Consider the following 26395-nt stretch of genomic DNA (forward strand, 5'->3'; position numbering starts at 1 on the left):
CCGTCGGTAGCTCGGGGCGTCAGCCCCGAGACCTTTCGATCAGTTTGTTTGCCATTCGATTCGGCGAACCTTGCCGCCGAGGCTCTTCTTCACCAGGGCGTCGCGGGCGGTTTGGTCGAGCTTGGGAGCGCCGCGGAGGTAGGTGTCCAGAATTCGCGGGACAATGATTTGCAACGCACGGGTGACGTCGGTGTCGGTCCGCATCAGCTTGCGGGGGCCGCCGGTGGGATCGGAAAAGCTGAAGTGAGTCGCATCGTAGAACCAGATCAGATGTTTGTCCTTTGAAGGCATCAGCTTAAAAAAGTCACGGTGCCCGTTCCCTTGAATGTCGCGTGTTCCGGAGATCCCAACAAACGGAACCTCGACTTCGGCGAAGCTGTTTCGGTCGAAGAAGTTTCCGTTGGAACTCTGCGGACTCATGGCGATCCCCAGTCCGATGCGAGGTTCGGAAAGGTCCTCGTCGATGCCAACCGGTTTGACTCCACAGCTGACCATCGCGGTGTAGGCACCGTAAGAATGTCCTAGGATCGCGATCTTCGATAAGTCGATGCGATCTCGGATTCTGGCGTCCGAACTGTTGAGTCGCTCGGCGAGATCGATCGCGAACCGTACGTCGAGCGGTCGATTCTTTCTCGCCGTCATGTCATCGCCGCATTCCAAAAGAGCTTCTTTGAAGCCAAGCTTTAGGGTTCGCATACGACGGCGGATGTCGTCGGTGTTGCTGGTGACGTGCTCCAGGCAGATCACAACATAGTCTTGTTTCGCCATTTCGGCGGCCAAGGCGTACAAACCATGACGACTGCCCGCCCCGCCGTGGGAAACCAGTACCAGCGGCTGAGCCTCGCGGCTCTTCGGCAGATGAATCGCCAACGGGACATTGCGTTGGCGGGTTTCATCAAAATTCCTCGGCAGGTCGATGACCGCTTCTTGAGCGACGGCAAATCCAGCGGTTGCAAACAAGGTGGCGAGTAAAGTGGTTCGAAAGACCGAGGGGATCATCGGTTTCATCATGATTCGTTCCAATCGAGTATAGTCGTCGTTCAAACGGTTGGTGGTACCCGGGCGTTGCAGGTCCTGCATTTTCTGTGCAGCCGATCCGATGTCGCTAGCTCAGGCTTGCACGTATGCGAAGCTGCAAGCGATTGTTCCGTTGGGATTGGTTGGGGAGAAATAGCTTTGCGTTCAGTTGGTGGCGTTGGCTGAGAGCGGTTGATGGTATCCGTTGTCCGGATAGGTTCGGCTGTTTAACGCGGTTCCCAGACCATCCCATTCAGGGCTGGGCTGCATGTATGCCGCGTCAGCCTCTTCGGCCACCACCGTTGCATCGGTCTCTACTTTGCCGCGTGCCGTCTTGCGATGGACCTGCGGGCATGACGTGATTAGGCAATTGCGGAGCGTGATCGGTTGGTTCGCCTTGTCGTCGGTCTGCACGGCGGCGGTTCGCATGGCATGGAAAGTCGAACGGTCGACCGAGATCGGACCGCCGTTGCACCAGAGGCCACACGTTGCCCAGCCGGAAAAGCAATTTTTCAGCGTGCCGGACTTCCAGATCCGGATGTTGCGCGAGTTGCGAAGAGCCACGCAATCGACAAGCTGGACGCCATCGACCTTCAGGTCGAACCCGCCGTCCTGGTTGCGGATGGCTCGGCAGCGCGTGAAGCGGACGTCCGACGTATTCCCTTCGACCACAAAGCCGTCACCATTTTTGTAACGCTTCTTCTGCAGCGGCATCAGGTTGTTCTGCGCCAGGCAGTCTTCAAACACAAACTGTGAGTTGGGGGCGCCGCCGTTGTTGACGATAAAGCCAAATGGAAACAGCTCCGTCTTCGTCTCCCAGTCGGCGTCCCCTTCGGAGCAATCGGCCGTGCAATGACGTAGGGTCACGCGGTTGCAACCTTGTTCAAATCGGAACCCATGTTTGGTGTAGCGGCGAAGGTCGCAGCCTTGCAGTCGCAGGTCGTCGCAATCGGAGAGGTAGAAGCCGTGCCGAAACCGCCGCATGTCGACATCGTTGAAGACCAGGTGCGGACAGTTCGCTCCCTCCTTCCCGGCAGAGACCAAGATGCAGTTTTTGTAGTTCTCGATCCGCAGCCCCTCGAGAACCAGATACCCGGCTCCTGGTTTGATCTGCACCGCTGTGGCTCCCTTGTCGGGTTTATCCTCCGACCATGTCGATGCAAAGACCGGCAGGCCCGCTCCACGATCGACGCCCGCGATCGTCTTGGGTGATCCCTCGGCGCCTCCTTGAGTGATCGTCAGTCGAGCGTCCTTGTAGACGCCGCCTCCCAAAAGCAACCGATCGCCCGGCATCATCGTTTTGTTGACGACGTCCGAGAGGGCCTGCTGGTCCAGGGCGTGTTCCCAGGTGGAGCCATCCTTGCGTCCGGCTCCTTGCACAGTGAGGTGGAAATCGGCGGCATCGACGAGACACGGCAGGCAATGGCTTGCGATCAGGATCCAGGTCGCGTAGAGGGTCGTCGAGAATTTGGTGGTCCGCTTCATTTCAATTTCCGTTGGGGGTACGGGAACGCCAGCAATCGTCACTGCGGAACATGGCGTGGTGCGTCGAAGAGCAAATGGATCGTTGAGTGCGAGTTTATTCGCTTCGCAGGATCTTTTCCATCTTCCGGCCTTTGGCGAGTTCGTCGACCAATTTGTCCATGTAACGGACTTTCTGCGTCAGTGTGTTCTCGATCTCTTCGATGCGATACCCGCAGATGACTCCGGTAATCAGGTGCGCATTAGGATTCAGTTTGGCCCGCTGGAAGAACTGTTCGAATGTCGTGTTGTCGTCGATCTGTTTCTGCAACGCCTTGTCATCGAATCCGGTCAGCCAGCGGATCACTTGATGTAATTCCTCGCGACTGCGTCCCTTCTTCTCCACCTTCGTAAGATAGTGCGGGTAGACCGACGCAAAGGTCAGCTTCGCCATCCGATTGTCATGGTCGCTGGTGGTGCTCATTCTGGGACACTCTTCCAAATCGTGGCGTTGCTAGATTCCCTCAACCGATTTGCTGGCAGGCATCTCTTGCTGTATCAATCCTGTCTGCTGCAGGAGGCACCAAATTGCTGGAATTGCCCGTCCACGCCGAGAAGATGCATCTGAAAGGCTAAGCATTGAATGCCTCTTCCAAATCGGTATCCCCCTCTTCGTCGTCTTCGCCATCATTGAATGCGTAGGGCGTGCCGAGCAGGCTTATTTCATCGTGTCTCTGTTTGAACGAGTCAAGGTTAGCATAGAGTTCCTTGAGCTCGTCAATACAGTTCAACATTCTGTCAGGAGACATGAAGCATTCGAAATAGTCTTGTATAAGTCCGGGGTCAAAATCCAGGGGGGGGATTTTGCGCAAGTAGTTTAGCGTGCTGTTTTCGTCGGATGTATTCACGAGGTATACAATTAGCTCACGCCAAAGTGCCTCTTCCTCGGTGAAGTCGTACTGTCGGTGGATGAAGATTTTGGAAGCCCGTGAGTCATTCCGGATTTCATAAGTGAAAATGTTGTGTCGGCTGGCTTCTTCGTGAATTACCGTGTATAGCTGCTCGCACAGATTACCTACCGTTCTTCCGAGGAAGCGTTTCAGCTGAGCGGTGTTTCTTTGGACAGAAAAATCGGATTCATCCGTTAGTTGCAAACTAAGGTGTTTTTCGAAAAAACGGCACAGTGCTGCTTTCTCTTTAGTTGAATCCGTAGTCGTTGCTAGAACATACCGATCGTATCGATACGTTTTGTAAAACGTTCCCAATAAGGCGAGTATGTCATTTTGGGCTGGTTTGAATTTAATATCGCGGGTTTTTGTAAGCCGTGTCGCAAGTGCCTGGTGGCTATGAGTGATTAGACCTTTTTCGAATTCTGTTTGGCTTACTTGGTCATCATGCTCTGACATTATGATGGCGATTTTGAGTAATCGTTCGATGCCAACAGATAGGTTGTAGAGCGTGTCGAAAATTTCGTCAAAATGGTACAAGGTTTGCATTTCGTGAAAACATCGAAGGCCGTTGTAAATAAATCGCCCAGAGATGTTTAATTCTTCGCAAAGCTTAAAGTTTTTCCAAAAGTCTTGTGTGTTCACGTTGGCTCGGGGGCTGCGTGTAAGCAGGGGGCCTGCGTTTCTGATGCCAGTGCGATCGTGTGAGACGGTATGGTTGTGGCTTTTAAAATTAGAGGGATGGCTGATTCTCAGCCATCAACGAGTGGGGTGCAAGCAGTTTGCCGAACTTGGGTGCCGAGACGCATGTGTTTCGCCTTGAGGCCGTCTGGTTGAGTTGGATGAAACTAGACGTTGCTCCAAAGAGATAATGTTGAAGTGGACGGCGATTGCTGGCGTGGCGACAGCATAGGGACTAGGCGGTACTCTGCCATACATCAGGGATGCGCCCGTTTTCTGTGCTGGGGATGATGAAGGTTAGTGTAAACCAGTTAAACGCAGCCTTCACATACTGGGTATCGGCCGAGAGTTGGGCTGTTGCTGGTGGGAGCCCTGCCCTGGATCTGCTGTGCAAAACGAAATGTTTCCAAGTTTGTTGAGGCTGCGACGAATTCTTTGTAGAAAAGTATCTTCCCTCAAGCCGGAGTGCTACCGATGTTTGGAATTGTCGTCTTGGAAATCATCATTATCGCGGCGGTTGGTTTCGCCGGAATTGCCATACCGTTCTGCATCGTTTGCACGGCAGTGCGTTTGGGGAACCGCGATTCCAGAAAGCGTGACTGACCGCGTTGGAACAGATGGGAACCGTCTGCGTCTCCGTCGAAACGGGAGCAGGCAATATCGTCGGGGTGACCGCGAGCTGCGGTGTTCGTCTCGGCTGCTTGTGTCGGGGTAACCGTTTGGTAGGGAAAGGCGAGGGCTCGTCGCCCGCCAGGAACCTGAGGCCGATTAGACCGCGACGGTGCTTTGGATTCCGCGGCAGGCTTTTTTGATCGCGTCGGCGTCCAGCGAGAGATCGTGCAGCAGTTCCTCCCGTTCGCCGTGCTCGACGAACATGTCAGGGATTCCCAGTCGCGTGATGCCTCGGGTGTCCAGGTGCATGTCGTTAGCCGCTTCCAAGAAGGCCGAACCGAAGCCGCCTTGCAACGCACCCTCTTCGAGCGTGATCACATGTCCGCAGCTCTCGATCACCTCGGCGACCATCTCGCGATCGATCGGCTTGGCGAATCGGGCGTTGACCACGGTCACACTCATTTCCGATTCCAATTGCTTGGCCGCTTCTAAGGCTTGATCCAAGAGCGCTCCGAAGGAGACGATCGCCACGTCGGTGCCGCGTTGGATATATTCCGCTTTGCCGGTTTCGATCGGGTCGGGTTTGCGCTGCATGTGCAGTGCCGAGCACTTTGGATAGCGGATCGATGTCGCGACATCCGACTGGAGCGCGTAGTCGAGCATTGGGGCAAGTTCTTCCGAGTAGCCTGGCGCCATGACGGTCAGGTTCGGGAAGACGCGCATGTATCCAATATCGAACAGGCCGTGGTGTGTTGGGCCGTCGGGACCGGTCAGCCCCGCGCGGTCCAGCATGAATACGACCGGCAGCTTTTGCAGGCAGGCTTCCTGGAAGATCTGGTCGTAGCTGCGTTGAAGGAAGGTGCTGTAGATGTCGACGATCGGTCGCATGCCCGCTTTGCATTGTCCGGCGGCGAAGGCGACCGCATGCGATTCGCAGATTCCGACATCGAAAAAGCGATCGGGGAACTGCTCGCGAACTGGTTCCAATTTGTTGCCTTGGCACATCGCCGCGGTCATCACCGTCACGCGCTCGTCACGCTGCATCGCATCGCGGATCGCATCGCGAGCAAAATTGGTGTAGGCCGGTTGGCTGGAACCGCTAGCCGGGACCGGCTTGCCCCCTTCGTCGACAAACTTCGGAGGGGTGTGGAAGTAGACGGGATCCTGTTCGGCGGGGACATAACCGCGTCCCTTTTCGGTCACGACGTGCAACAGCACGGGGCCGCTGAGATCCTTGACCATCGCCAGGTATTTTTTCAGCAGGCCGATGTCGTGACCATCGATTGGACCGACGTAGCGGAAGCCGAGCTCTTCGAACATCATGCCGCCGAGCACGCCCGCTTTGACACCTTCCTTCATCTGAGCCAGCAGGCGTTCGGTCGGATCACCGAAAACGGGGACGTGGTTCAGGACCCGCGCCACCTCTTGCTTGAGGCCGGTGTAGAAGGGATTGCCGCGGAGTCGATCGAGGTAGCGGGCGACGCCGCCGACGCGCGGGCAGATCGACATCTCGTTGTCGTTGAGGATCATCAACAGATCCTTGTTCAGTTCGCCCGCGTTGTTCATCGCTTCGAAAACGATGCCGCTGGGGAACGCGCCGTCGCCGATCACGGCAACGCTCTTGCGATGCGATTGCCCCGCCAGGTCGTCGCCGCTGGCTAGGCCAAGGGCCGTGCTGACGCTACACCCGGCGTGCCCGGTCATGAACAGATCGTAGGGGCTCTCGTGCGGGTTGGGGTAACCCATCAGGCCACCTTTGGTGCGAATCGTCTTGAATTCGCTGTACCGTCCGGTGATCAATTTGTGCGGGTAGATTTGATGGCCGGTATCCCAGATCAAGCGATCGCTGCGGAAATCAAACACGCTGTGCAGAGCGATGCAGAGTTCGACGACGCCCAGGTTCGATGCGAAGTGAGCGGTGCGAGTGGCCAGCAGATTGCACAAGACATCGCGGATCTCATCGGCCAATTGGTCGAGTTGTTTGACCGAGTAGTCTTTGAGCGGTTCGGCGGAATCAAGCTGTGCGAGTAGTTCGTGCATCGTTAGCGGCTCCTTTGCAATACATAGTCAGCTAGCTGGGATAACCGTTGGCCGGTGCCGCGGAATAACTCCGCGTGCTGTTTGGCCGCAGTGACCAGTTCGCTGGCTTTGCTTCGGCTGGCGTCAACGCCGATAAATCCTGGGAATGTCAATTTGCCACGAGCGGCATCTTTGCCGCTCTGTTTGCCCATTTCGTCGCCGTCGCCTTCCCAGTCGAGGAGGTCGTCAACAATCTGGAACGCCAGGCCCAAGTCTCTAGCATAGTCCGTCAACGACGCGATTTGCGATTTTTGAGCCCCTACACTAATTGCACCCAATTGTAGTGAACATGTGAAGAGGGCTCCCGTCTTTCTGCGGTGAATCGCTTCGAGCCAGGCGAGGTTATGCCGCTCGTTTCGGTTTTCCGCAAGCAGATCGTCGGTTTGCCCGCCGACCATCCCCGATCGGCCCGCTGATTTTGCGAGCACTTCGCAGGCGCGGACCGCTCGCTCCGGCTGAGGGATCCCAGTCGCTAGCGTCTCAAAGGCTGCCGTTAGCAACGCGTCGCCGGCCAGGATCGCGGTCGCTTCGTCGAATTGCTTATGGCAGGTAGGCCGCCCACGACGCAGATCGTCGTCGTCCATCGCCGGCAGGTCGTCGTGGATCAAGGAATAAGCGTGGACCATCTCGATCGCCACCGCAGCGGCGATCGCTTCGCTGCGCTCTCCGCCACACGCCTCAGCTGCCATCAGGACCAGGGCTGGTCGCAACCGCTTACCGGGGCTCATCAGGCTGTAACGCATCGCTTCGTTTAGCTCGGGAGGGCAGCCCTCTTGGGGAGCTAGGGCTGCGTCGAGCGCCGCATCGATTTCGGGGACCAAGTCGGCTAGCGGATTTTTTGCGGGCGATGCGGGATTCGACATGTTGGGATCAAAACAATGGTTGGTTCGGCGAGGCGACTTCGGCTTGCTGGTATCTCAATCAGTAGGTTCGAATGTTTGACGATGGGCTTTGAACAATGGTCGCCTTTCGCTCCGCGAAAGTGCGTTTGCTGATCGCACTTTCGCGGAGCGAAAGGCGACAAACCTAATCGTTCAAAACCTCGGTGCTAAAAAAGGTTGGCATTGTCGTCGGTTGATTTCTTGGTTGCTGCGGCGCCGCGTCGACGGCCGCGCCCTTGTTGCTTCTCTTCGAGCGTCATGTCCGATTCGTGGAACGGTTCGGTGATCGGGTTGCCCTCTTTATCGAAGCCGGTCAATCGCTCGATCCGCCGTTCAAAGCTGTTCAGCAGTTCTTGGCAATGTCGGATCGTTCGGACGCCGACTTCGTAGGCTTGCAGCGATTCTTCGAGCGTCAGGCTGCCGCTCTCCAAATCGCGGACGATCTGTTGGGTCTTCGACAGCCCCTCTTCGAATTGCAGCGGCGGTGTGTCGTCGTTGTTGTTATCGGAGGCGGTTTCGCTGGTCTTGGTTCGAGCCGACTTTTTCTTCATGACGCTGCGTTGGGTAGGCTTCGCTTGGAGGTCCGGCGGGCAAGGATGCGGTTTCCTGTTGCCGTCGTGACTATTGGGGAGAGTCGTTTCGTTTTACACCGACCGATTATTTAAAGTCGGCGAGGTCGCGATCGTACAGACGATAGGTCTTGGTGATCTGAGCTCCGCCCCGTTCGATCGAGGCACGCGACAGTTGATTGCTCTCGAGCACCCAAGAGAGTTCGCCTTCGGTCAGCCCAAATTTTAAGGCGTCGGGCAAGATCCGGTAGATCGTGACAACGCCAAGTCCCCAGCGTTGGTATTCGGGCAAGACGTTGGTGCTGAGCAAGCGGGCGCGTTTCAGGTGGCGTCGCCCCAACAGCAGCCGCAGCCAGCCGAAGGGGAACAGTTTGCCATCGATCTTTTTAATCAGCGGGTTGTAATCGAGCAGGCCAAAGCAGGCTCCGATCGGTTTGCCTTTGATCGATGCGATGCTGGTCATCTCGGGCGTCACCAGCATCCGCAGCTGCTTGCTCTGGTGGTCGATCTCCGCTTCGGACAACGGGACGTAACCCCAGGTGTTGACGAGCGATTTATTGTAGATATCCAAGAACAAGCGGACATCGCTCATGAAGTTCTTGCGGCTCAGCGGACGCGTTTCGACTTCGAATCGACGCGCGACCTCTTCGACAACAAATTTTAGTTTGGGGTCGATGTTGTCGAGCATCGAAAGCTCGACATCGTAAGCATAGAGATCCTCTACTTTGGCGAGCCCAAACGATTCAACCATCGCCGGATAATAGGGCCGGTTGTAGGTCATCATAAATGTAGGAGGGCAATCGAAGCCATCGATCAGCAATCCACATTCGTAGTTTAACGAGGGGTTCACCGGGCCGCGCATCGCGTCCATTCCCTTATCGGCCAACCATTTCGCGGCGGCTTCGAACAGGCCGGTCGCCGCCTCTTGATCGTCTTCGCATTCGAAGAATCCGAAGAATCCGCGCTGCTCGTCGAATTGACGATTGTGGGCGTGATTTACCAACGCTGCGATGCGGCCGACGACCTTGTCACCGCGAGCGGCCAGAAAGGTTTGAATCTCCGCATCTTGGTAGAATGGATGTGGCTTGAAATTCACCATCTCGCGTTGGTGCGAGCGGATCGGCGGGATCCAATTCTCATCACCTCTATAGATTTGCCAAGGGAGAGATAGGAATTGCTTTTGGTCTTTGCTCGATTGAACCGGCCAGATTTTCAATGTTTCAGTCATTATTTTGCGATGTATGTTTACAGGCAAACGTTAGGGGGTGCCACGTGGAGAGTGGCAGGTTGTTCCCTATCGATCAGTGGCAACATACTGGTTGTTGAAGGGCATGAACGAATCTGTATTGGTGACTGGGGCGGCTGGTTTTATCGGATCGCATCTCGTCGCAGATCTGGTGAAGCAAGGCCGACCCGTTCGGTGTCTCGTCCGGAAGACGTCGAATCGAAAGTGGTTGGATGGCTTGGAAGTCGAAATGGTCGAAGCCGATTTGGCCGACGAAGCCCAGGTTACAAAAGCTTTGGAAAACGTTGGCACCGTCTATCATCTCGCCGGGGCGGTTGCAGGCACACGCCAGCAACTCCAGCACGCTAATGTAACGTGTACCCGAGGTTTGTTGCAGGGCTGTGCAAAAATGCCGAATCCGGTGCGAGTGGTTCATGTCAGCTCGTTGGCTGCCGCAGGCCCTTCGACGCGGCAGCGTCCGCGCCGCGCCACCGATCCGTGCCAGCCGGTCTCTCAGTACGGCCACAGCAAGTTGGCTGGCGAGCAGGTGGCGCTGGAGTTCGCCGATCGGTTGCCGATCACGATCGTTCGCCCCGGAGCTGTCTTTGGCCCTCGCGACAGCGAGTTCGCTCGGCTGTTTCGGTTGATTCGATCGCTCCGGTGCAATGTTTTGCTTGGTAGTCACGACCCGCCCGTTGGGATGGTGCACGTAGCCGATCTGGTGAAGCTGTTGGTCGAAGCGGAGATGCAGGGAACCTGTTTGCAATCCTTGGCCGGACCGATGAATTCGTATTCGGTCGACGACGGTGTCTACTTTGCCTCCGATCCGAAGCCGTTGTCGTTTCGCGAACTGGGCTTGAAGGTCCGTGGCATGTTGCATCGTCCTCATGCTTGGACGATACCGTTGCCCGTCACCGCAGTCCGACCATTTGCGTTGATGACTCAGGTGGTCGCTCAATTGAAGGACCAACGGATCGTTTTTAATTTGGACAAGTTGCGCGAAGGGGCTCAGGACGCTTGGACCTGCGAGGTCAAACGCGAGTTTGCCGAGCTGAATTGGCGGCCGCGGCGATCGATCGACGAACGATTCCGCGAAACGATCCAATGGTACTTCGACAACCATTGGCTATGATGTGCGGATAACCCCCAGGGCTGTTAAGTGTTTGTGCTTAGGCGAATTAGCGCGGCGTTCTTCAAGGGAACCGAACGCTAACGGCTTGTCGGTTTAGTCACAACGAGCTTCCTTGCATTAGCCGTTTGGGCGTTAGCCCCGGTTTAGTGGCAGCGGAACTGGGGCTAACGCCCAATCGGCTGATTAAACCGAAAAGCTGCTAACGCGTGCCGGCTGATACCTCAATTTGAAACAGTGATTGGCCCTAGGATTACGCCCCGTCGTCCTCTCGATTGCATCTGAAAATGCCACTGACCATCACCAGCCGTTCGAATCCTCGTTACCGCGGATGGGTCCAATTGCGATCGCGGCGGGCGAGGAAGCGGAGCGGTGAGTTTTTGATCGACGGGCCGCGCGATTCGCTTCGCGCGATCCAGTCGGGGATTTTGCCGCGCGAGATCCTGTGTTCGGCCGACTGCGATCTGGATGCTGTTGCTGCCGAATCGGAGCTGGGGCAAGTGATTGCGTGGGCTCAGGCTAACGACGCGCTGACCCTGGTCGCCTCCGCTCTGTTCCCCGCGGTCTGCTATGGCCAACGCGATTCGCATGTCGTCGCGGTCGCATCGGCGGCCAGTTCGGCCCCTCTGGAGACGCTTTCGGTTCCGCAGACGCCACTGATTGTGATTCTCGATGGGATCGAGAAGCCGGGGAACGTGGGAGCGATCTACCGGACAGCCGATGCGGTTGGAGCCGACGCGGTGCTGTTGACCGGCACCACGACCGATCGATTTAATCCCAACGCGATCCGGTCGAGCGCGGGGACCGTGTTTGCGATGCCGACCGCGATTGGCGATCACGATGCGGTTGCGAGTTGGTTGGCGGATCGAAAGATCAAAGTCGCGTTGGCTCGCGTCGATGGCGAGTGTTCCTATTGGGATCTTCCGCTGACCGAAGCGATAGCGATCGTCTTTGGCAACGAGGCTGAGGGTTTGGGGACACAGTGGGAGCGGGCGCCGCACGAGGCGTTTCGGATCCCGATGGCGGGGATCGCCGACAGTCTAAACGTGTCGGTGAGTGCGGCGGTTGTCCTCTTTGAAGCGAAGCGGCAGCGGCTGAGCAACGCTTGACACCGTTCTGGGGGCTCGAATTGCGGCCCCCCTGTGTTCTAGGTAAACCTGTGAAAGTTTACCGGCTGAACCGGCGTTGCTAGCACTCGGATAATCAGCAAAACAAGCGATACATTCGTTACAGCTTGCAAGATTACTGAATTCGGGACAATGCAACTCCCGATACCAATCGTGACGATCATCCCAACCCGCTTGTGATGATCGATTTCGAGGCGGCTGCCAGGGGGGTGGTCGATGTCGAATTCACGACCTCATTGGACAGTCAATCATGCGTTGGCCTAAACGACGATGCCTTGCCAGGCATCTGCGGCGTGCCGCCCTTGTGTCGCTAATCACAGCGAGCAGCAACGGTTTGAGCATCGCCGATCAGCCGCAAGCCAAACACGCTCCGGTGCAGCAGAACCATTACGCTGCGCCCACAATTACCGGCTCCGACAAGGGGCAGGTCACCCAGCCGCGAATCATCGCCTTTACCGCAGCCGATCAGGTCGCCGAAGATGCTTTGACAGCTCGCACCGTTCAGCTGATCGAGAGCCGAGTGCACCACAATCCACTGGCGATCGTTCAAACCGCTGGTCCGGAAGCGAAATCCGAATCGGCCCAGCCGCTGAAATTCCGCATGCCAAGCCGAGCCGCGGACGTTCCGGCAATGATCGTCGATTCGCCATCGACGCTGGACTTGCGTGGGACCAAAGTGTCCCCGTTGGAACAACCGTCGGCTCGCAAATCTCGAAGCGTTCTGTCGCTCGTACCGCAAAGCAGCAAGCCGGCGGGCGAATCCGACAGCGGGGTCTCTTTCAGTATTTCAGATGATTCGCTGACGATCCCGTCGCGGCCGCCGGAAGCAACGCCGGTCGATCTGGTTCGCCCCGGCGGAGCGAATGTCGTCGATGTTGTGGAGGCGCCAACCATGGTTCCCCTGCGGACGCAGAGCCTGGTGGAAGAGCCTCAGGGAATGATCGTCGACAGCAGCGATGCCCGACCTTCGGCGAAGGTCCCGGTTGCGAATCGTCCTATCTGGAAATTGCCCAACGTGCGACCGTTGGAAGACGGCAAGCATGCCGACAATACTGCGGGGCGTGATGCCGAGAATCTGCCCCGATCGCAACCGATTGTGCTCGGTAAGGTCGGGAACAAACAGCAGGCAAGCCAGAAGGCAGGGGCGAGCGTTCCGTTGCCGTCAGCAAAACAGGGTGGTCATGCTCCTGTTGATGGTCTCTTGGCCGGAGAGCCGAAGCGGAAGTCGGAATTGGCCGAGTCGCCGAAGGCTGTCTCGTTGAAGGCGACTCCACGTCCGGAGATCGTGAAAGAATCAAAGGTTGTCCGCGATGTGCCAAAACCAGCTGCAAGGCCCAAGCCGAACCAGGCGGCGGATCGAGCCGTCGTTGCGATCAAATCGACGATCGATCCCGCAGCCAGTTTAGTCACGCGGTCGCAGTTCACCGTAAGCGTTGCAGAGAGCCGAGTGTTGTTTGCTGGCAATCGGATCGTGCGAGTGTCCGTTGAACATCCTGATGTGTGCAATGCTGTGACCACCGGGAAAGAGTGCGTGATGGTGGTGGGCCGAAAATTGGGACGCACTCGCGTTGCAATTTGGACCGACAGTACAGCGAACTTGGAACCCGATTTGTATGTCGTCGAAGTGGATGGCGAGCAAGGGGAAACCGAAGATCAACAGCTAGCTGGCAAGATGACCGTGTCGGTGGCGTCGATGTTTTCTGGTGCCCAAGTGAAGGTCCATGCTGTCGAGGATGGGTTTGTGGTTTCTGGGGCAGCAGAAACGGAAACACAAGCAAGGAAGATCATGCAAGTCGTCCGTTCGGCGTGTTTGCGTCGAGTGCGAGATGAACTGGTTGTACGTTAGTCTTGGGTTTGAAATTTAAGGTTTCGAGAGTCCTGATCTCTCACGGAAGTAAACCTTCGAGGCAGAGAAATGAAGAAGTGCGAAATGACACAACAGAGAACTCTCCGATTGCACCCTGGGGCAGCGTGCAACGCAACGTTTATCGTGGCGATGCTGCTTGCGGGACCTGTATCCGCTCAAGGCTGGCCCTTTACCGATGCACCTGAGCCGGTTGGCTTTGGAATCTTGCAAACGGCGAATCAATCAGCCGTCGGCCAACCCGATCACAGCGGCAACGGCGTGATCATGTCGGCTGAATCGTTGGACCTTGGTCCCGGCGAGACCGTTGTTGGTGGCGATCCGATCTTGCGACAATCGGGGATCATTCGACAACCGGGCGGCGGCGTCTCGAGCGGAGCAACCCATGGCATCCCCTACCTGCCGCTGAACCAATCCGGCCACGGAGCCAATCGCCGCCCGCGAGGCAAGACTCGCTTCGGACCTAGCGACTGCTACGATTGCAGTTGGGGCTGCCCCGAAGGGTGTGCTCCCGCGTGTTACGGCAGCTTTGAGGGTTTGTACTTTAAGCAAGGTAATATGGATGCGGTAAATTACAGCCGCAATTTGTTTGGATTGGTTGGCGATGACTACGAGCCTGGAATTCGAGTTACGCTGGGGCGAATGCTCAACTGCTCCGATGGATTCGAAGCGACCTTTACCGGTTTGTTGGAATGGGAATACGGTGGTTTTCGCAGCGACCCTACGAGTCAATTGAACTTCCGGCCGGTTCCGCCAGGGGCATTGACGGAAGCGGATTTGCCTGGGCTATACGATACATCGCTTCAAACCCAGCGTTTCAAAGCGAGATACAACAGTGCCGAATTTAACCATCGTCAATGGGGATGGGATGTGATCTCGACTGTTGCCGGTGTGCGTGTGATCAGCTACGAAGAGCAGTTCGACTTCAACTCAAACAATACAACGGGAGACTCGGGGCATTTCAGCCAAGACATCGACAACGTGATGGTTGGTGCTCAGCTAGGACTGGACCTGATGTATCCGGTGATGAAACGATTGATGGTGGGCAGCCGCATTCGTGGAGGTCTCTATGCGAACTTCGTGGATGGAGACACGTCCGTATCCGAAAGCACGAATCCACAGCAAGTCATGCGGGATTCATTCGACGACACCGACTATGCAGGTTTATTTGAATACGGCATCTCGGCCGATTACCACTTCACTCGCTATCTGTCGGCCAAGATCGGTTACGAGTTCTGGTACATGATGCATGTAAACACGGTCGCTGCGAATTTTCCATCGGCATATGTCACTGGCGAAACCGACGATCTCGGTTTTCACGGTGCGACAGCTTCGATCGAAGCCCTATTTTAATCGACGCTGCGGTGCCAACCGCAGCATCGAATCAAAACGACGCGCACGCTTGCAAGCTCTCTGCCCTTGCAAGCGTGTTTGCGTTTAGTCGCTGTTGCCTTTGCTCCGCTGCGATTTAAATTTCGCGACCCAATGAGACCACGAGGTCAGTCGATTCTTGGAGGGGGCGGAGGCCTGCGTCCGCCCCTGAGGCTTGCTGCTGTTGGCGTCGCGCATCACCTCGATCGCTTCGTCGATATATTTGCTGCAGCCCCGGCAATAGGTCGGCGGTTGGCTGACCAATTTTTGGCAATGGGGACATCGATAGCCAGCGACTTGGCTGTCGGCGGCGCGAAACAAGCCCCCCACATCTTGGGCATGGCACCACGGGGAGTTTGCTTTGCGACACAGGGTTTGCGGGGTGACGACGCCTTGGCGCACCAGATCCAACAATTCGCTGGGACGCAACGGACCGATCTCCGATTCATCGTCTTGTTGAACGAACCACTGGCTCATGCTGAAAACAACCCCTTTGTCCGACAAGCGGTTTGGCTTACAACCACCGCTGCACTTGTCATGAAATATCCGCCGCGCCAACTCGCTTGCCGGCACCTGTAGAATATCTTAGGCCATCGGCGAATTAAATCGAACGCTGGGCGATGTTGTGCATAAAGTGTAAATTAGCATCGGGTAGAGGCGGTTCAAACGTCCCAGATTTTGCCCTGCGTCGATCGATTCCGTGAGCTCTGATTCCTATGCGATGTCCTTTCTGTCAACACGACAACGATCGAGTGCTGGACACTCGGGCCAGCGAAGATGGCTTTTCGGTGCGGCGTCGCCGTTGTTGCAACAATTGTCGGCGGCGGTTCACGACCTACGAACGCGTGGAAGAGATAGGGATTCGCGTGATCAAGAAGGATCTGGTTCGCGAACCCTTGAACCGCGAGAAGATCCGCGCGGGGATTGAAACCGCCTGTTGGAAACGCCCGCCGTCGCGGGAACGGATCGATTCGGTGGTCGAAGGGATCGTCGCGGAGATTCACGGCCAATTCGAAGACGAAGTGACCAGCAAGCAGGTCGGCGAGATCGTGATGAAACACCTGGCTCCCTTGGACGAGGTGGCGTTTGTGCGATTTGCCAGCGTCTATCACGAGTTCGATAATCTGAACGACTTTGTCAAAGTCCTTTCGCTTCGCCAGCGGCCAAGCGACGTTGGCCCCTGATCAATCGACCATCTCAGTCGGGTAAAAACGGGTTTACGTAGTCCATTGAATCGCCGAAGCTGATTCCCATCGCACGAGCCGCCGCGACGGCTGAACTGTCGTGCGGCACGCGACGCAATTCTCCCACCGCTTGGGCGATCGGCACGCTGTCGATCTGGGGCGGTTGGTAACAGACCATCTCGCCAAACCGCTTTTGCATCACCAATCGCACCGCGTGGGCTCCGAGTTGCGTGGCGAGCACGCGGTCGAAGTTGGTGGGGCCGCCCCCCCGCTGCAAATGTCCCAGCACGACACAACGGATGTCCTGGTCGATCCGCTGGGCAAGTTGTTCGGTCAGTTCGACCCCGATTCCCCCCAGTCGCGTTTGGCGGCCGGTTTGTTCTGCTTCTCGGTTGACCGTTCCGCCGCCGGGCAATTCCGCTCCCTCGGCAACGACGATCAAGGTGAACTCCTTACCCATCCGCCGGCGGTCGTCGATCTTGGCGATGATACCCTCCAACGTCCAAGGAATCTCGGGGATCAGAATCACATCCCCACCCCCTGCGATTCCGGCGTGCAGCGCGATCCAGCCGGCGTGTCGTCCCATCACTTCCAAAACCATCACCCGATCGTGACTCGAAGCTGTGGTGTGCAGCCGGTCCAACGCATCGGTGGCACAGTTGACAGCGCTGTCGAATCCAAAGGTAAACGCCGTGCACGACAGGTCGTTATCGATTGTCTTGGGAACCCCCACCACGGGCAGCCCGGCGCGGTGCAGTTCCAGGGCGATCGAGAGGGAACCGTCGCCGCCGACGCAGATCAGCCCCTGCAGCTTCGTTTCTTCAAATGTCTGGCGAACCGCTTCGATCAGCGGCTCTGGCAAGGAGAGCTTGGTATCTTTGCCAACGGTCACGCCAAATCGACCTCGGTTGGTCGAACCGAGAATGGTTCCCCCTTGGACCAGGATCCCCGAGGTATTTTGCGGCGTCAGCACGCGATACCGAACCGGATCGACTAGCCCTTCAAAGCCTCCCACAAAACCGAGCGTTTCGAATCCCAGCCGGTAGGCCGACTTCACGACCCCGCGGATGACAGCGTTTAAGCCGGGACAGTCACCCCCCGAAGTTAAGATGCCGATGCGAGGGCGGGTAGAATCGTTTGTTGTGTCGCTGGGAGCGGGCATGTTGCAAATCCTGGGTGTCCAGTTCGTTTGGAACGATGGTGCAATTGTATCTGAACATAATCGCCCCTTCGACTCCGATCGGTCTCGGCGATTTTCGCGGTTGAAATGCAGAACCTCTTGTTATAATCGGATTACACACCGAGTTCCGGCACGACGCATCATCGCAGCTGGGGAAAATACCATGAAACAGCATCTCTCGACAGTCTTGTTGACGATGGCAGCCATTGGGGGAGGGAGCTTGGGATGTGGGGCCGGCACGGCGCCGGGAGATCCCGATCGGCCGCGCAAGACGGCTTATTCCCCTAACGAAATCGAAGACCTGAAGGCCGAAGGCGTGTCGGCCAGCGAGTTGCGAAATATGGGAATCGAGGTGGCCAGATGAGTCCCCCAGCCGAAGGCGATCGAATGATCTGGTGGAAATCGGGACGGGGCTCGGTCCACTTTGGGATAACGCGGACGCGACGACACTTCAGAGGTGTTCCTTCGGCAGCGTTCACTCTTGTCGAATTGTTAGTTGTGATCGCGGTGATCGGTGTCCTGGTCGGGCTGCTGTTGCCGGCGGTTCAGTCGGTCCGCGAGGCGGCGCGGCGGATGCAATGTTCCAACAATTTGAAACAACTGGGGCTGGCGGCGCACAATTATCACGATACGCATCGCTCCTTTCCTTCGGGGTGGATCAATCCCAAACCCTGGGATGCCGATCGCGATTGCTACGGTTGGGGAGCGTTGATCCTTCCCTTTGTCGAGGGAGGTGCCGCCGCGGACGCAGTCGATGCGGTCCGTGTCCCCTTCAATACAGCGCTCAACGATGCTGAAAAGCTGCGCGTCATGCGGATGAAACAGGAAGTCTTTCGGTGTCCCAGCGATATCGGTCCCGTCGAATCGAGCGATGGAGACCGTAAGCCGGCGGGAGCGTCGACGGCGGTTTCCAATTACGTCGGATCCAACAATATTGGCTGGGCCGAAGCGAGCGACAGCGGATCGGCCGGGGATGGTGGGCCTGGCAAGCATGGAATGTTTGTCGAAGACAAAGGGATCAAGTTTCGTGACGTCCGCGATGGGACCTCGAGCGTGTTCATGTTTGGGGAACGTCGCTGGCAATACAACGACGCGCATGATCGTTCGATTCAGGTCGCTGCAGCCGCCTTGGTCTATGGGCGTGAAACCAATGGCAGTCTGTCAGCCGAGGCAAGCGCGGTGATCGGGTTGGGAATCGTCAGGATGAATTACGACGGCGCGAAGAGCGGTGCCACGGGAGCACGACGCAAGAAGACTGGATTTTCCAGTCTACATCCCGGCGGTGCGATGTTTGTCTATGTCGACGGCAGCGTCCATTTCGTCGCTCAGAGCATCGAATTCACCGTCAAACCGATGTCCGATCCAACCAACCTCCACTACCTGGTGAACAATAACGAGGGGAACGGTCCCCCCGACGACGTCTATGAAAGGTTGATCGCCCGCGATGATGGCCAAGTGCTTGGGAAATACTGACTCTTTTCGTTGGCTCTAGCCGGGTTCATAAACGCAGCGTTTCGGGGTATCTATTAGGTAAGACCGAAGCGAGATCGTTCGATCGCCTGGTGGGTTCTCCCGCTCTGGGGGGCGGATGATTGATTCCGAAGTTCCGCCTTCGGTTCCGAACCCCTGCCAACTGAGTGTTCCCAACATGACTTGGATGCTGACCGACGATATCGTTGAAAAAACTGCTGGCATTTGGACGCTCCGTTCGCCGTTGGCTGCCCCGGACCAGGGCTGGCGGATCGATTGTGGAGATGCTGGCGAGGTAGACCAATTGTTGGCGATCGGCAGCTCCGTCCCGATGCCGGTTTTCCAAGAAGCCGATTCGCCCTTGGAGGATCTGGTCGTCCATTATCGACAAGCGCTCGAACCAGGAATCAGTCTCGACGTTCGCTATCAATTGTTGACCGTTTCGCCAGCGCGACTCGTATTGCAGGCGACCTATGCGGTTCAAACCCGGGCATTCGAGACCCATCCGGCGCTACAGATCGCGGTCCCTAAGCTGCAACAAACCGAGCTGGCAACGATCAATCGATCGCATATCGGTTCGTTTCATGTTGCCGTGGTGATGCAGGCTTGCGACGTCGCCCAGGCGAATTTGATCGACGACGGGAAGACCAGCCGGGTCAATTTTTACGGCGACTTTATGGAACGGGGCGTGATTCGCAAGTGTCGGCTGCGGATAATCCTTTCGCCGCTGAGCGAACAGGAATTGCAAGCCGACCAGGAATTGGAGGCCTTGTCGCGAGAACCGCTGCCACTTGTTTCGTAACGCTCAAATCGCGTTGACCTGCAGCATCGATGCAGCGCCCCAAGACGATTGAATCATCCATGGGTATTTGACATGCCGTGGTGTCGCAATAGAATAGAAGCTGTGGAGGAAACACCGAGCCAGTGGCGAACCATCGTTCGACTGCTCGTATTTCTGCCTCCGGTTGACTTTCAACCCCGACAGACCGGTCCTGATAGCCCCATTCTATATGCGGTTGGCTATCCGCTTTCGCCGGTTGTTGGAGGGGTACTTGTACCCATCTAATAACGCGAGAGCGAACGAATGACACAGTTACTTGGTATCGGTATGCCTGGATTGCCCGAAATGATGATCATTTTGGTGATCCTGTTGGTTCTTTTCGGTGGCGCCAAACTTCCTACCCTGATGCGGAACCTCGGCCGCAGCGCCAACGAATTCAAGCATGGCCTCAACGATCCAGTTTCGGAAGATTCCGATGCGGACAAGCCGAAAGAGTAGGTTTTTGCCGTTGCTTGAGCGTATTTAGCACGCTCTTGTTGCAAGCGTTTCTTATCGGTGGCGGATTCCCGCTGCCGATCGTTGGTCCGCGCAAATCCTTGAAGTGATCGGAAGACGCATGTTTGGTCTGAGTCCGTTTGAATTAATCCTGTTTGGCATTGTCGCTATTTTGCTGTTTGGCAGCAAATTGCCCGAGGTCGCCCGGTCGCTTGGGCAAAGTTACAACCAATTTCGCCGTGGCTTGTCCGATTTGCAGGGGCAATTCAAGATCAGCGAATTCACCAATCCAACTCCTTCCACGACAACCAAGTTGGAGGATTACGACGAGCCGGAATACAGCAAGCCGGTGGCACCGAAATTTACGCCCCCTCCCGCCAAAGCGACGGGCGAGGAGTAGCCGATTTGAATTGCTGGCAACAGCGTTGCTGTGGCTTCTCCCCAAGCTAAGCTCAAGTTTTCCACCGGTTGTACCGATAATGTAAGCGTTTCCGATTGGGAAGTTTTGCGTCGTGAGTCTCCGGTTTTCGTCGAATTGGACCGCTCCGGTAGCCACCAGATAGAAATCGAGCGGATGGGGCCGGGACTACAATTGCTGGCAATCACATCTGCGGTTGATCTCGCGTCGCAGGTTGGCAGCCTGGCCCGTGGCGCGGTCGGGAATTTTGCCGATTTGGTCACTCCACACGCTTCAGATGTGGCGTCGGAATCGACCGCAACGCCTTCGGATTCTTCTGCCGATCAGCTCAATCGAATTCATGCAGCGCTGGCCGATCATCTGCAGCGTTTGGGATTATCTGAGCAGACGCCGTTTCAGATCGAAGTTCAAGTCGATGGCGAGCTGCGGATTCAGGCCGATCACGCCGAGCGTTTAGGAATCGAAGATGCAATTCTCCGCGACGATGCACTCGTCGCTGAAATTCGGCAGTACGCCCAAAGGCAGTCCACCCCCAGCGAATCGTATTTTGTTCACTGGCCTCCGTTGGAACAGGCGGAGATGTTTCGCGGCTAACGGTTGGATAAAGCAGCGCCGGCACGAGCCGTCGATGTGGCAACGTTACCGACAGACAGGATGCGGATTAACGAGGGTTGCTACGGCGTTCCACACGTTGTTCACCCGCTTGCGTTTGGCTCGATTGCGCCGCCAGTCGTTGCAGATTCTGCCAGGCGTCGGCTGCATAATTCTCGGGAACGGTTTGGGGTTGGACCGCTTGGGCGGCGACAACTTCCGTTCCCTGTGGTGCGGCCGGTGCGGCCGGTGCGGCCGGTGCGACGGGAGCCGCATTGAATTTGCTGCCGGAATAGTCGGACCAGCGACGGCCGAAATTGTCTTTTCCCGCCCCCGGGGCGACTAAGAAGACCATGCCGGCACCAAACAATAGGCCGGCTGTGATCGATCCCATCAACAGCATCGTGTCGTTGGGGCCAACCGGACTATCGCCGCTTTGTACCGGACCCAGCGGCGAGATCAAATTGATCGACAACGCAGCTTGACGCGACGCTTCGGCTTCGTTCAGCGACGCTTCGGCGCGTTCGAGTAGGTTGGTACGGTGGCCAAAGTCGGATAACAGATTGCTGTACGTGGTTCGCATTTCCGCCAGTTCGTTCAAGCGATTGCTGAGTTCATCCTGCTTCTTCTGCAGTTTGGCAACTCGGTCCGAGGCGATGCGAATCTGCGGTTCCATCGATTCGATCGAAGCTTGGATCTCCTGGAGGATCTTGTCCAGGATCTCGCGCTGTGCGGTTTCGGCAGCCCGCATCTTGGGGTGGTTCGCAGTGTAAAGACTGCTCAACGAGGAGGCAGCCAGTTGCGCGTCGGTATACCCGTCCTTCAAGCGTTTCAGCGTCGGTTGGCTTGCCAACAATTCTCCGCCGGAGACCAGTAATTGATCTGGGTCGGCTTGCCCCCTTTTGAGCAACGCTTCCAGTTCTCGAAGCTTTTCCAGTTCCAGTTCGGCTTGCTGCGACTCTTTTTGAAGATCGGTGAGCACCCGCTGAGAGTTACCGCTACCGGCAAAGTTTTCAGTCAGCGAACGAAGTTCGCCTAGATCGCTACCGACACTGGTTTCCAACGCTTGCAATTTTTTGTTGGCTTCTTGGCGATGTTGCGCAGCGAGGTCGCGCGAGTGAGTCAATTCTTGGATGACGCCCGAGAAACGTTCGGCGCGAATATCACGCATCGCATCGGTCAGCGCCTCGCGGACATAATTGCACAACTTTTCGGCGCGCTCCTGACTCGATTCCCGAGTCTCGAGATAGATCACCTCGGTCGCGCCGAATTCGGATCCTTTGGGAGGACGAACGATGATCCGGCTCTTTGCGTCGTTGATGAACTTTTGTGACGGGCCGTTTTCGAGTTCCGCCAAGCTGGGATCCAGTCGGCTCATCGCTTCGAAGATGACATTTCGGTTGTTGGCAAGTTCCAAGACCGTTTCTTGCGCCGCTTTGAGATCGGTTTGGCTGGCAAACCGGCCCAAAAGGTCCTGTTCGCCATGGGCTTCATTGCGAATCACCAAAGATTGACTCGCAGAATAAGTGTCGACTCGAACGCGGGTATAAGCATACCCCAGGCCAGCAAACAGAATCGTTGCACCGGCCCATAGCGGGAGGTATGCGCGAATGGTGTGGAATAGATGACGCCACGCGATGGGGGCTGCGCTGCCTGACATGATTCTAAGCTCTTACGTTCAACCGATGGATATTCAAAGCGAGTGCATCGCAATTCAACTTCACACGTAATCCTAGGTTACAAATTGGGGGGATTCGATCTATAAAAATGGAGCTCGCCATCGTGGTTCTTATCGTGACCGTTGTGCGAATTATTCGAACTCTTTTGCCTCGGACCGCTTTGCACGATGGATGATCCCGAATTCGATGACGACTCCGGATCGGAGAGCCTTGGTTCTCCGGAGCGCTTCTTTCTCGCCGCCGTTGGGTTTGAAATTGCCCTCGGGATCGTGGCGGTGATCGTCGGCAAGTATTTTGGTCCGGTGGCCAATGGTTTTGTGCCTCCGCTGACCGATGCTTGGAGCATTCTTTGGGGAACGGGGTTGGGGGCGCTACTGGCTCTGCCGATGGTGGCCTTGGTTCAGGGGCTGCAGAAATTGAAATTTTCGCAGGTAGAAGAGATCAATCGCATGGGCCGCGATCGAATGCTACCACTGGTGAAAGAATTGACGACGTCCGAGCTTGCGATTCTGTCGATCTGTGCTGGCGTCGGCGAAGAAATGTTGTTTCGCGGCTGGCTGCAAACCCTGCTGACGGGGACCGAATCCCAATGGAATCCCATTTCAATACTGGTGGGGATATCCGTGGCCTCGCTTGCCTTTGGATTGGCTCACGCGATCACCAAACTTTATGTCGCCGTTGTCTTCGCGATGGGGATTTTGTTTGGGATCATGTTGGTGGCGACGGGAAACTTGCTGGTTCCAATCGCCGCACACGCGATGTTCGACTTTATTCAGTTGCGGCTGGCCGTTGGCGAATCCAAAAAGGAGGCGGACGAAGCCGAATCGCCGGTGGGAAAATAATAGGTGCTATGTCAGTAACCGGCGAATGTAGTCCTTAAACCCGTCCATTTGATTTGGGGGGGACTCAGGTCCCAAAATCATCGGTCCATCTTGATCGGCGGGATGAAGCCCATGGCTGCCACGAACGAGCGACGGATTTAGCGGAATGACGTCCATCTTGTAGCGCATTCCCAGTTTTTTCTGGGCTAATCGCCAAGCGGCCCGCGGTTTTGATGTCATGAATAATTCGCAAGGGTCGTATCCTGGTTTGCGATGAATGTCGACGCACCGAGCGAAATCGGGGGCCAGTGAATCATCCAGCCAATAATAATAGGCAAACCATGCGTCGGCATCCGACAACGCGATCAATTCACCGCTGCGAGGATGGTCCAACTGTAAATCGCCAGGTTCGACAACGCTGGCAATCCCATCGATCGATTCCAGTAACTTGCGGACTTCATCGACGACTGTTGGATCGTTGACATAAATGTGAGCCAGTTGGTGATCGGCCACCGCAAAAGCTCGCGATTCTCCCGGCATCAACATCTCGCCGAACGGTCCTTTCCGGACGCTCAACATCCCGGCCCGCCGCAAATGTTGATTGATCATTACCGCTTTGGTTACGGGAACCAAACCGTATTCGGAAACGACCACAACCTGGGCTCCGATATCCTCGGCTGCGTCGATCACCTTGCCCGCACATGCGTCCACTTCTGCCACGCGTTGTGGATCGTGTTGCGGATATTTTTGGTAGTCGTAATCGAGATGGGGCAGGTAGACCATCGAAAGCTGCGGTTTTTGCTTTCGCATTACCAGAGCTGTCGCTTGGGCGATCCATTGTGAGGAAGCGATTCCCGATCCCGGACCCCAGAAAGCGAAAAATGGAAACGGCCCCAAGTGTTTTGTCAGATCGCAATCGGTGAAGTCCAAAACGTCGAATGCCTTGGAACCATCACAGCCATAGTGCGGTTTGGGGGTGCAGCTCCAACGAACCGGCGCGGATTGGTTGAACCACCAAAACATCTTTGCCGTTTCAAAGCCCTCGTAGAGTTTCTCGCCTTGGATAATTCCGTTGTGTTGTTGCCAGAAACGAATTTCGGCCGTTTCGCGGAAATACCATCCATTGCCAACGATACCGTGCTCGCGCGGCATTGTTCCAGTCAACATCGTCGCTTGCGATGTGCAGGTGACCGCGGGAAGGGGGCTGCGCCAAGGGAGGGCGGATCCGAGCCGGGAAATTCGCGGCGCGTGAGCCGCCAGTCGTGGGGTCAGGCCAACGACATTAAGAATACAAACGCGATTCAATTTGCTAGATACCTGGGACTGCGGAGCTGAAACCAAACCGAATGAAGGTTTTGATCGTCCCTAAAGTATAGGTCAGCGGAGTCTCCTCAACACTCACCAAATCGTTGGGGGCAAGCCGCAGGTTCGCTGCGCCTCCCTTTTTCGCGTCCCGGATCGACGCCTCGATCACAACTTCGGAATCATCGGGGCGTTTCCGGATGATCTTTACCTTGTTCGCCAGCGATTCGCTCAACCCACCCGCCTGACTGATCGCGTCGAGCAGACGCATGTCGCCATCTTTGGGCATGAGAATCATATCGGATTGCCGAACCAGACCGGTAACGTTTACGAACCGCTCTGGTTTTTCGGAAATCATCACCACGCTTCCATCGACCAATTGAAGATGGCTTTGGGGAACTTCGTTCAACCGCATCAGATCCATTTCAAATTGATCGGGAACGGGGGGCGGAACCGCTTCGCCGGGATAGGAGACTTGGCGAGTTTGCGCCAAAGCAGCCAAGCGGGCACCGGTTCCAGGTGGATGACGAATCTGAGCGACGGTATTCGCATTCTCCGAGAAACCCTCGGCCATGCTGATCGCTGTCATCAAATCGCTCGCACCGACCGGCAATTCGTAGGTTTGTGGTTTGTTGACCGCGCCCAACACTGTCACTTGATTTGCGCGACGCTGTTCCATGCGAAGCGTGACGTTGGGTGAAACGTAAACGCCTCGCCGAACCGATTCGAACGCAAGGAGTTTTTCGGCATCGGTCAGCCGCATCCCGGCAACGGAAACTGGACCGACTAGCGGGACATTCAGCGAACCGTCCTCCGCCACCCGAATGGTCCATTCGGGGGCCTTTTCAGTTTCGATACCCGTTGCAATCGTCACAATCACCGCGTCACCGGGGGTGAGCCGGTCGGCAGGTTGGATCGACCCAGCGAGTGCCGTCATATTGATCTTATTGGCATTCACTGTACGTGGGGCCGCCAGCTGCTGCGGGAGACTCGCCGCTTGGTAATTCGCGGTCGAACTGCAACCTTGCAGGCTGAACAAAACAATCGAGGACGACAGAAAGAGAGCCACTGATTTCATAAAAATGGAGTCCGTTCCATTGAATGCATGCTGCTTCCGCAAACCAACGCGCTCGCCGCGATGTGAATCCCCGTATATAGGGTGAATTAACCGTCGAGCGAAACCCCGATCGAACAACCAACCGCAGATTTCTCTACGGATTCGAAAAAAAGCAATAGCACTTCGGTGCCGAAGCGTATCCCTGGCGTGCGGGGCAAGGCGATAGAGCCGAGGGGCCGCCACGGTGCCGCAGACGTGACGTCATCAAACGAAAAAAAGCCTGCTGAGCAAATCAATGCTCAGCAGGCTTTTTAAATAACCCGGCGATACCTACTTTCACGTTGGTATACACTATCATCGGCTCGAAAAGCTTAACTACTGTGTTCGGGATGGGAACAGGTGTGACCTTTTCGATATGGTCGCCGGAAAAGATTTGCTGCAGGTATTTCACCAC

General features: G+C 56.3%; 25 protein-coding genes and 1 rRNA gene. 12 read left to right on the forward strand and 14 right to left on the reverse strand.

What is annotated here, in order from left to right; all coding sequences use genetic code 11:
- Positions 1-39: 39 nt before the first annotated feature.
- From EC9_RS03460 to EC9_RS03495, 8 genes are all read right to left on the reverse strand, one after another.
- Positions 40-1011 (reverse strand): alpha/beta hydrolase family protein, encoded by a 972-nt coding sequence (locus EC9_RS03460; protein ID WP_246105937.1) that lies wholly within the window; start codon positions 1009-1011, stop codon positions 40-42.
- A gap of 171 nt (positions 1012-1182) precedes the next feature.
- Positions 1183-2502, reverse strand: a complete 1320-nt coding sequence (locus EC9_RS03465) for a right-handed parallel beta-helix repeat-containing protein (protein WP_145342396.1) — start codon at positions 2500-2502, stop codon at positions 1183-1185.
- 94 nt (positions 2503-2596) lie between these two features.
- Entirely contained in the window at positions 2597-2962 is a 366-nt protein-coding gene (locus EC9_RS03470) for a DUF2200 domain-containing protein (RefSeq protein WP_145342398.1), read from the reverse strand.
- A 148-nt stretch (positions 2963-3110) separates the two neighbouring features.
- Positions 3111-4070: a hypothetical protein gene (locus EC9_RS03475; protein WP_218934562.1), complete on the reverse strand. Its 960-nt coding sequence runs from the start codon at positions 4068-4070 to the stop codon at positions 3111-3113.
- Between the two features lie 804 nt (positions 4071-4874).
- Positions 4875-6758: a 1-deoxy-D-xylulose-5-phosphate synthase gene (dxs, locus tag EC9_RS03480; protein ID WP_145342402.1), complete on the reverse strand. Its 1884-nt coding sequence runs from the start codon at positions 6756-6758 to the stop codon at positions 4875-4877.
- A 2-nt stretch (positions 6759-6760) separates the two neighbouring features.
- Positions 6761-7660 carry a polyprenyl synthetase family protein gene (locus EC9_RS03485; protein WP_145342405.1) on the reverse strand — a complete coding sequence of 300 codons (900 nt, stop codon included), beginning with the start codon at positions 7658-7660 and terminating at the stop codon, positions 6761-6763.
- A 185-nt stretch (positions 7661-7845) separates the two neighbouring features.
- The gene (gene xseB, locus EC9_RS03490) at positions 7846-8229 is read right to left on the reverse strand and encodes an exodeoxyribonuclease VII small subunit (RefSeq protein WP_145342407.1); all 384 of its coding nucleotides are present in this window, start codon (positions 8227-8229) and stop codon (positions 7846-7848) included.
- A gap of 106 nt (positions 8230-8335) precedes the next feature.
- Positions 8336-9475, reverse strand: a complete 1140-nt coding sequence (locus tag EC9_RS03495; RefSeq protein ID WP_145342409.1) for an N-acetyltransferase — start codon at positions 9473-9475, stop codon at positions 8336-8338.
- Positions 9476-9578: 103 nt separating this feature from the next.
- Here EC9_RS03495 and EC9_RS03500 point away from each other — a divergent pair, with 103 nt between their 5' ends.
- The 4 genes from EC9_RS03500 (at position 9579) to EC9_RS03515 (ending at position 14945) form a co-directional block, all read left to right on the forward strand.
- Complete coding sequence (locus EC9_RS03500; protein WP_145342411.1) at positions 9579-10604, forward strand: NAD-dependent epimerase/dehydratase family protein; 1026 nt, start codon at positions 9579-9581, stop codon at positions 10602-10604.
- 284 nt (positions 10605-10888) lie between these two features.
- Positions 10889-11710 (forward strand): TrmH family RNA methyltransferase, encoded by an 822-nt coding sequence (locus tag EC9_RS03505; protein WP_145342413.1) that lies wholly within the window; start codon positions 10889-10891, stop codon positions 11708-11710.
- Positions 11711-11978: 268 nt separating this feature from the next.
- Complete coding sequence (locus tag EC9_RS03510) at positions 11979-13574, forward strand: pilus assembly protein N-terminal domain-containing protein (RefSeq protein ID WP_145342415.1); 1596 nt, start codon at positions 11979-11981, stop codon at positions 13572-13574.
- A 69-nt stretch (positions 13575-13643) separates the two neighbouring features.
- Positions 13644-14945, forward strand: coding sequence for a hypothetical protein (locus EC9_RS03515; protein WP_145342417.1), 1302 nt, complete (start codon positions 13644-13646; stop codon positions 14943-14945).
- 84 nt (positions 14946-15029) lie between these two features.
- On the opposite strand, the gene EC9_RS03520 is transcribed toward EC9_RS03515, so the two are convergent.
- Entirely contained in the window at positions 15030-15440 is a 411-nt protein-coding gene (locus EC9_RS03520) for a DUF4339 domain-containing protein (RefSeq protein ID WP_145342419.1), read from the reverse strand.
- A gap of 239 nt (positions 15441-15679) precedes the next feature.
- On the opposite strand from EC9_RS03520, the gene nrdR reads away from it, so the two are divergent.
- The gene (nrdR, locus tag EC9_RS03525) at positions 15680-16147 is read left to right on the forward strand and encodes a transcriptional regulator NrdR (RefSeq protein WP_145342421.1); all 468 of its coding nucleotides are present in this window, start codon (positions 15680-15682) and stop codon (positions 16145-16147) included.
- A gap of 13 nt (positions 16148-16160) precedes the next feature.
- Here the strand turns inward: nrdR and EC9_RS03530 are convergent, their stop codons facing one another.
- Positions 16161-17309 (reverse strand): 6-phosphofructokinase, encoded by a 1149-nt coding sequence (locus EC9_RS03530; protein ID WP_145342423.1) that lies wholly within the window; start codon positions 17307-17309, stop codon positions 16161-16163.
- Positions 17310-17490: 181 nt separating this feature from the next.
- Here EC9_RS03530 and EC9_RS03535 point away from each other — a divergent pair, with 181 nt between their 5' ends.
- The 6 genes from EC9_RS03535 (at position 17491) to EC9_RS03560 (ending at position 21085) form a co-directional block, all read left to right on the forward strand.
- Positions 17491-17691: a hypothetical protein gene (locus EC9_RS03535; protein ID WP_145342425.1), complete on the forward strand. Its 201-nt coding sequence runs from the start codon at positions 17491-17493 to the stop codon at positions 17689-17691.
- On the forward strand, positions 17688-18800 hold the full coding sequence (locus tag EC9_RS03540; protein WP_145342427.1) for a DUF1559 domain-containing protein: 1113 nt from the start codon (positions 17688-17690) through the stop codon (positions 18798-18800). Before EC9_RS03535 ends, EC9_RS03540 begins: the two co-directional genes overlap by 4 nt.
- A 115-nt stretch (positions 18801-18915) precedes the next feature.
- On the forward strand, positions 18916-19599 hold the full coding sequence (locus EC9_RS03545) for a hypothetical protein (protein ID WP_145342429.1): 684 nt from the start codon (positions 18916-18918) through the stop codon (positions 19597-19599).
- Between the two features lie 282 nt (positions 19600-19881).
- Positions 19882-20076 carry a twin-arginine translocase TatA/TatE family subunit gene (gene tatA, locus EC9_RS03550; RefSeq protein WP_246105938.1) on the forward strand — a complete coding sequence of 65 codons (195 nt, stop codon included), beginning with the start codon at positions 19882-19884 and terminating at the stop codon, positions 20074-20076.
- A gap of 118 nt (positions 20077-20194) precedes the next feature.
- Positions 20195-20473, forward strand: coding sequence for a Sec-independent protein translocase subunit TatA/TatB (locus tag EC9_RS03555; RefSeq protein ID WP_145342431.1), 279 nt, complete (start codon positions 20195-20197; stop codon positions 20471-20473).
- Positions 20474-20647: 174 nt separating this feature from the next.
- Positions 20648-21085 (forward strand): hypothetical protein, encoded by a 438-nt coding sequence (locus EC9_RS03560; RefSeq protein ID WP_145342433.1) that lies wholly within the window; start codon positions 20648-20650, stop codon positions 21083-21085.
- A 67-nt stretch (positions 21086-21152) separates the two neighbouring features.
- On the opposite strand, the gene EC9_RS03565 is transcribed toward EC9_RS03560, so the two are convergent.
- Positions 21153-22742 (reverse strand): GumC family protein, encoded by a 1590-nt coding sequence (locus EC9_RS03565; RefSeq protein ID WP_145342435.1) that lies wholly within the window; start codon positions 22740-22742, stop codon positions 21153-21155.
- Positions 22743-22928: 186 nt separating this feature from the next.
- Between EC9_RS03565 and EC9_RS03570 the strand changes: the two genes are divergently transcribed.
- The gene (locus tag EC9_RS03570; protein ID WP_145342437.1) at positions 22929-23603 is read left to right on the forward strand and encodes a CPBP family intramembrane glutamic endopeptidase; all 675 of its coding nucleotides are present in this window, start codon (positions 22929-22931) and stop codon (positions 23601-23603) included.
- Positions 23604-23609: 6 nt separating this feature from the next.
- On the opposite strand, the gene EC9_RS03575 is transcribed toward EC9_RS03570, so the two are convergent.
- The 3 genes from EC9_RS03575 to rrf form a co-directional block, all read right to left on the reverse strand.
- Complete coding sequence (locus tag EC9_RS03575) at positions 23610-24887, reverse strand: nucleotide pyrophosphatase/phosphodiesterase family protein (protein WP_145342439.1); 1278 nt, start codon at positions 24885-24887, stop codon at positions 23610-23612.
- A 4-nt stretch (positions 24888-24891) separates the two neighbouring features.
- Positions 24892-25821, reverse strand: coding sequence for an SLBB domain-containing protein (locus EC9_RS03580; RefSeq protein ID WP_218934563.1), 930 nt, complete (start codon positions 25819-25821; stop codon positions 24892-24894).
- A 438-nt stretch (positions 25822-26259) separates the two neighbouring features.
- A 5S ribosomal RNA gene (rrf, locus tag EC9_RS03585) occupies positions 26260-26368 on the reverse strand.
- Positions 26369-26395: the final 27 nt, after the last annotated feature.

Origin of the sequence: Rosistilla ulvae (genome assembly GCF_007741475.1) — a bacterium.
Lineage (GTDB): Bacteria > Planctomycetota > Planctomycetia > Pirellulales > Pirellulaceae > Rosistilla > Rosistilla ulvae.

Bases quoted from the DNA above. Each gene is read 5' to 3' on its own strand.
- EC9_RS03460 (WP_246105937.1), bottom strand. From the start codon at position 1,011: ATGATGAAACCGATGATCCCCTCGGTCTTTCGAACCACTTTACTCGCC.
- EC9_RS03465 (WP_145342396.1), bottom strand. From the start codon at position 2,502: ATGAAGCGGACCACCAAATTCTCGACGACCCTCTACGCGACCTGGATC.
- EC9_RS03470 (WP_145342398.1), bottom strand. From the start codon at position 2,962: ATGAGCACCACCAGCGACCATGACAATCGGATGGCGAAGCTGACCTTT.
- dxs (WP_145342402.1), bottom strand. From the start codon at position 6,758: ATGCACGAACTACTCGCACAGCTTGATTCCGCCGAACCGCTCAAAGAC.
- EC9_RS03485 (WP_145342405.1), bottom strand. From the start codon at position 7,660: ATGTCGAATCCCGCATCGCCCGCAAAAAATCCGCTAGCCGACTTGGTC.
- xseB (WP_145342407.1), bottom strand. From the start codon at position 8,229: ATGAAGAAAAAGTCGGCTCGAACCAAGACCAGCGAAACCGCCTCCGAT.
- EC9_RS03495 (WP_145342409.1), bottom strand. From the start codon at position 9,475: ATGACTGAAACATTGAAAATCTGGCCGGTTCAATCGAGCAAAGACCAA.
- EC9_RS03500 (WP_145342411.1), top strand. From the start codon at position 9,579: ATGAACGAATCTGTATTGGTGACTGGGGCGGCTGGTTTTATCGGATCG.
- EC9_RS03505 (WP_145342413.1), top strand. From the start codon at position 10,889: ATGCCACTGACCATCACCAGCCGTTCGAATCCTCGTTACCGCGGATGG.
- EC9_RS03510 (WP_145342415.1), top strand. From the start codon at position 11,979: ATGCGTTGGCCTAAACGACGATGCCTTGCCAGGCATCTGCGGCGTGCC.
- EC9_RS03515 (WP_145342417.1), top strand. From the start codon at position 13,644: ATGAAGAAGTGCGAAATGACACAACAGAGAACTCTCCGATTGCACCCT.
- EC9_RS03520 (WP_145342419.1), bottom strand. From the start codon at position 15,440: ATGAGCCAGTGGTTCGTTCAACAAGACGATGAATCGGAGATCGGTCCG.
- nrdR (WP_145342421.1), top strand. From the start codon at position 15,680: ATGCGATGTCCTTTCTGTCAACACGACAACGATCGAGTGCTGGACACT.
- EC9_RS03530 (WP_145342423.1), bottom strand. From the start codon at position 17,309: ATGCCCGCTCCCAGCGACACAACAAACGATTCTACCCGCCCTCGCATC.
- EC9_RS03535 (WP_145342425.1), top strand. From the start codon at position 17,491: ATGAAACAGCATCTCTCGACAGTCTTGTTGACGATGGCAGCCATTGGG.
- EC9_RS03540 (WP_145342427.1), top strand. From the start codon at position 17,688: ATGAGTCCCCCAGCCGAAGGCGATCGAATGATCTGGTGGAAATCGGGA.
- EC9_RS03545 (WP_145342429.1), top strand. From the start codon at position 18,916: ATGATTGATTCCGAAGTTCCGCCTTCGGTTCCGAACCCCTGCCAACTG.
- tatA (WP_246105938.1), top strand. From the start codon at position 19,882: ATGACACAGTTACTTGGTATCGGTATGCCTGGATTGCCCGAAATGATG.
- EC9_RS03555 (WP_145342431.1), top strand. From the start codon at position 20,195: ATGTTTGGTCTGAGTCCGTTTGAATTAATCCTGTTTGGCATTGTCGCT.
- EC9_RS03560 (WP_145342433.1), top strand. From the start codon at position 20,648: ATGGGGCCGGGACTACAATTGCTGGCAATCACATCTGCGGTTGATCTC.
- EC9_RS03565 (WP_145342435.1), bottom strand. From the start codon at position 22,742: ATGTCAGGCAGCGCAGCCCCCATCGCGTGGCGTCATCTATTCCACACC.
- EC9_RS03570 (WP_145342437.1), top strand. From the start codon at position 22,929: ATGGATGATCCCGAATTCGATGACGACTCCGGATCGGAGAGCCTTGGT.
- EC9_RS03580 (WP_218934563.1), bottom strand. From the start codon at position 25,821: ATGACGGCACTCGCTGGGTCGATCCAACCTGCCGACCGGCTCACCCCC.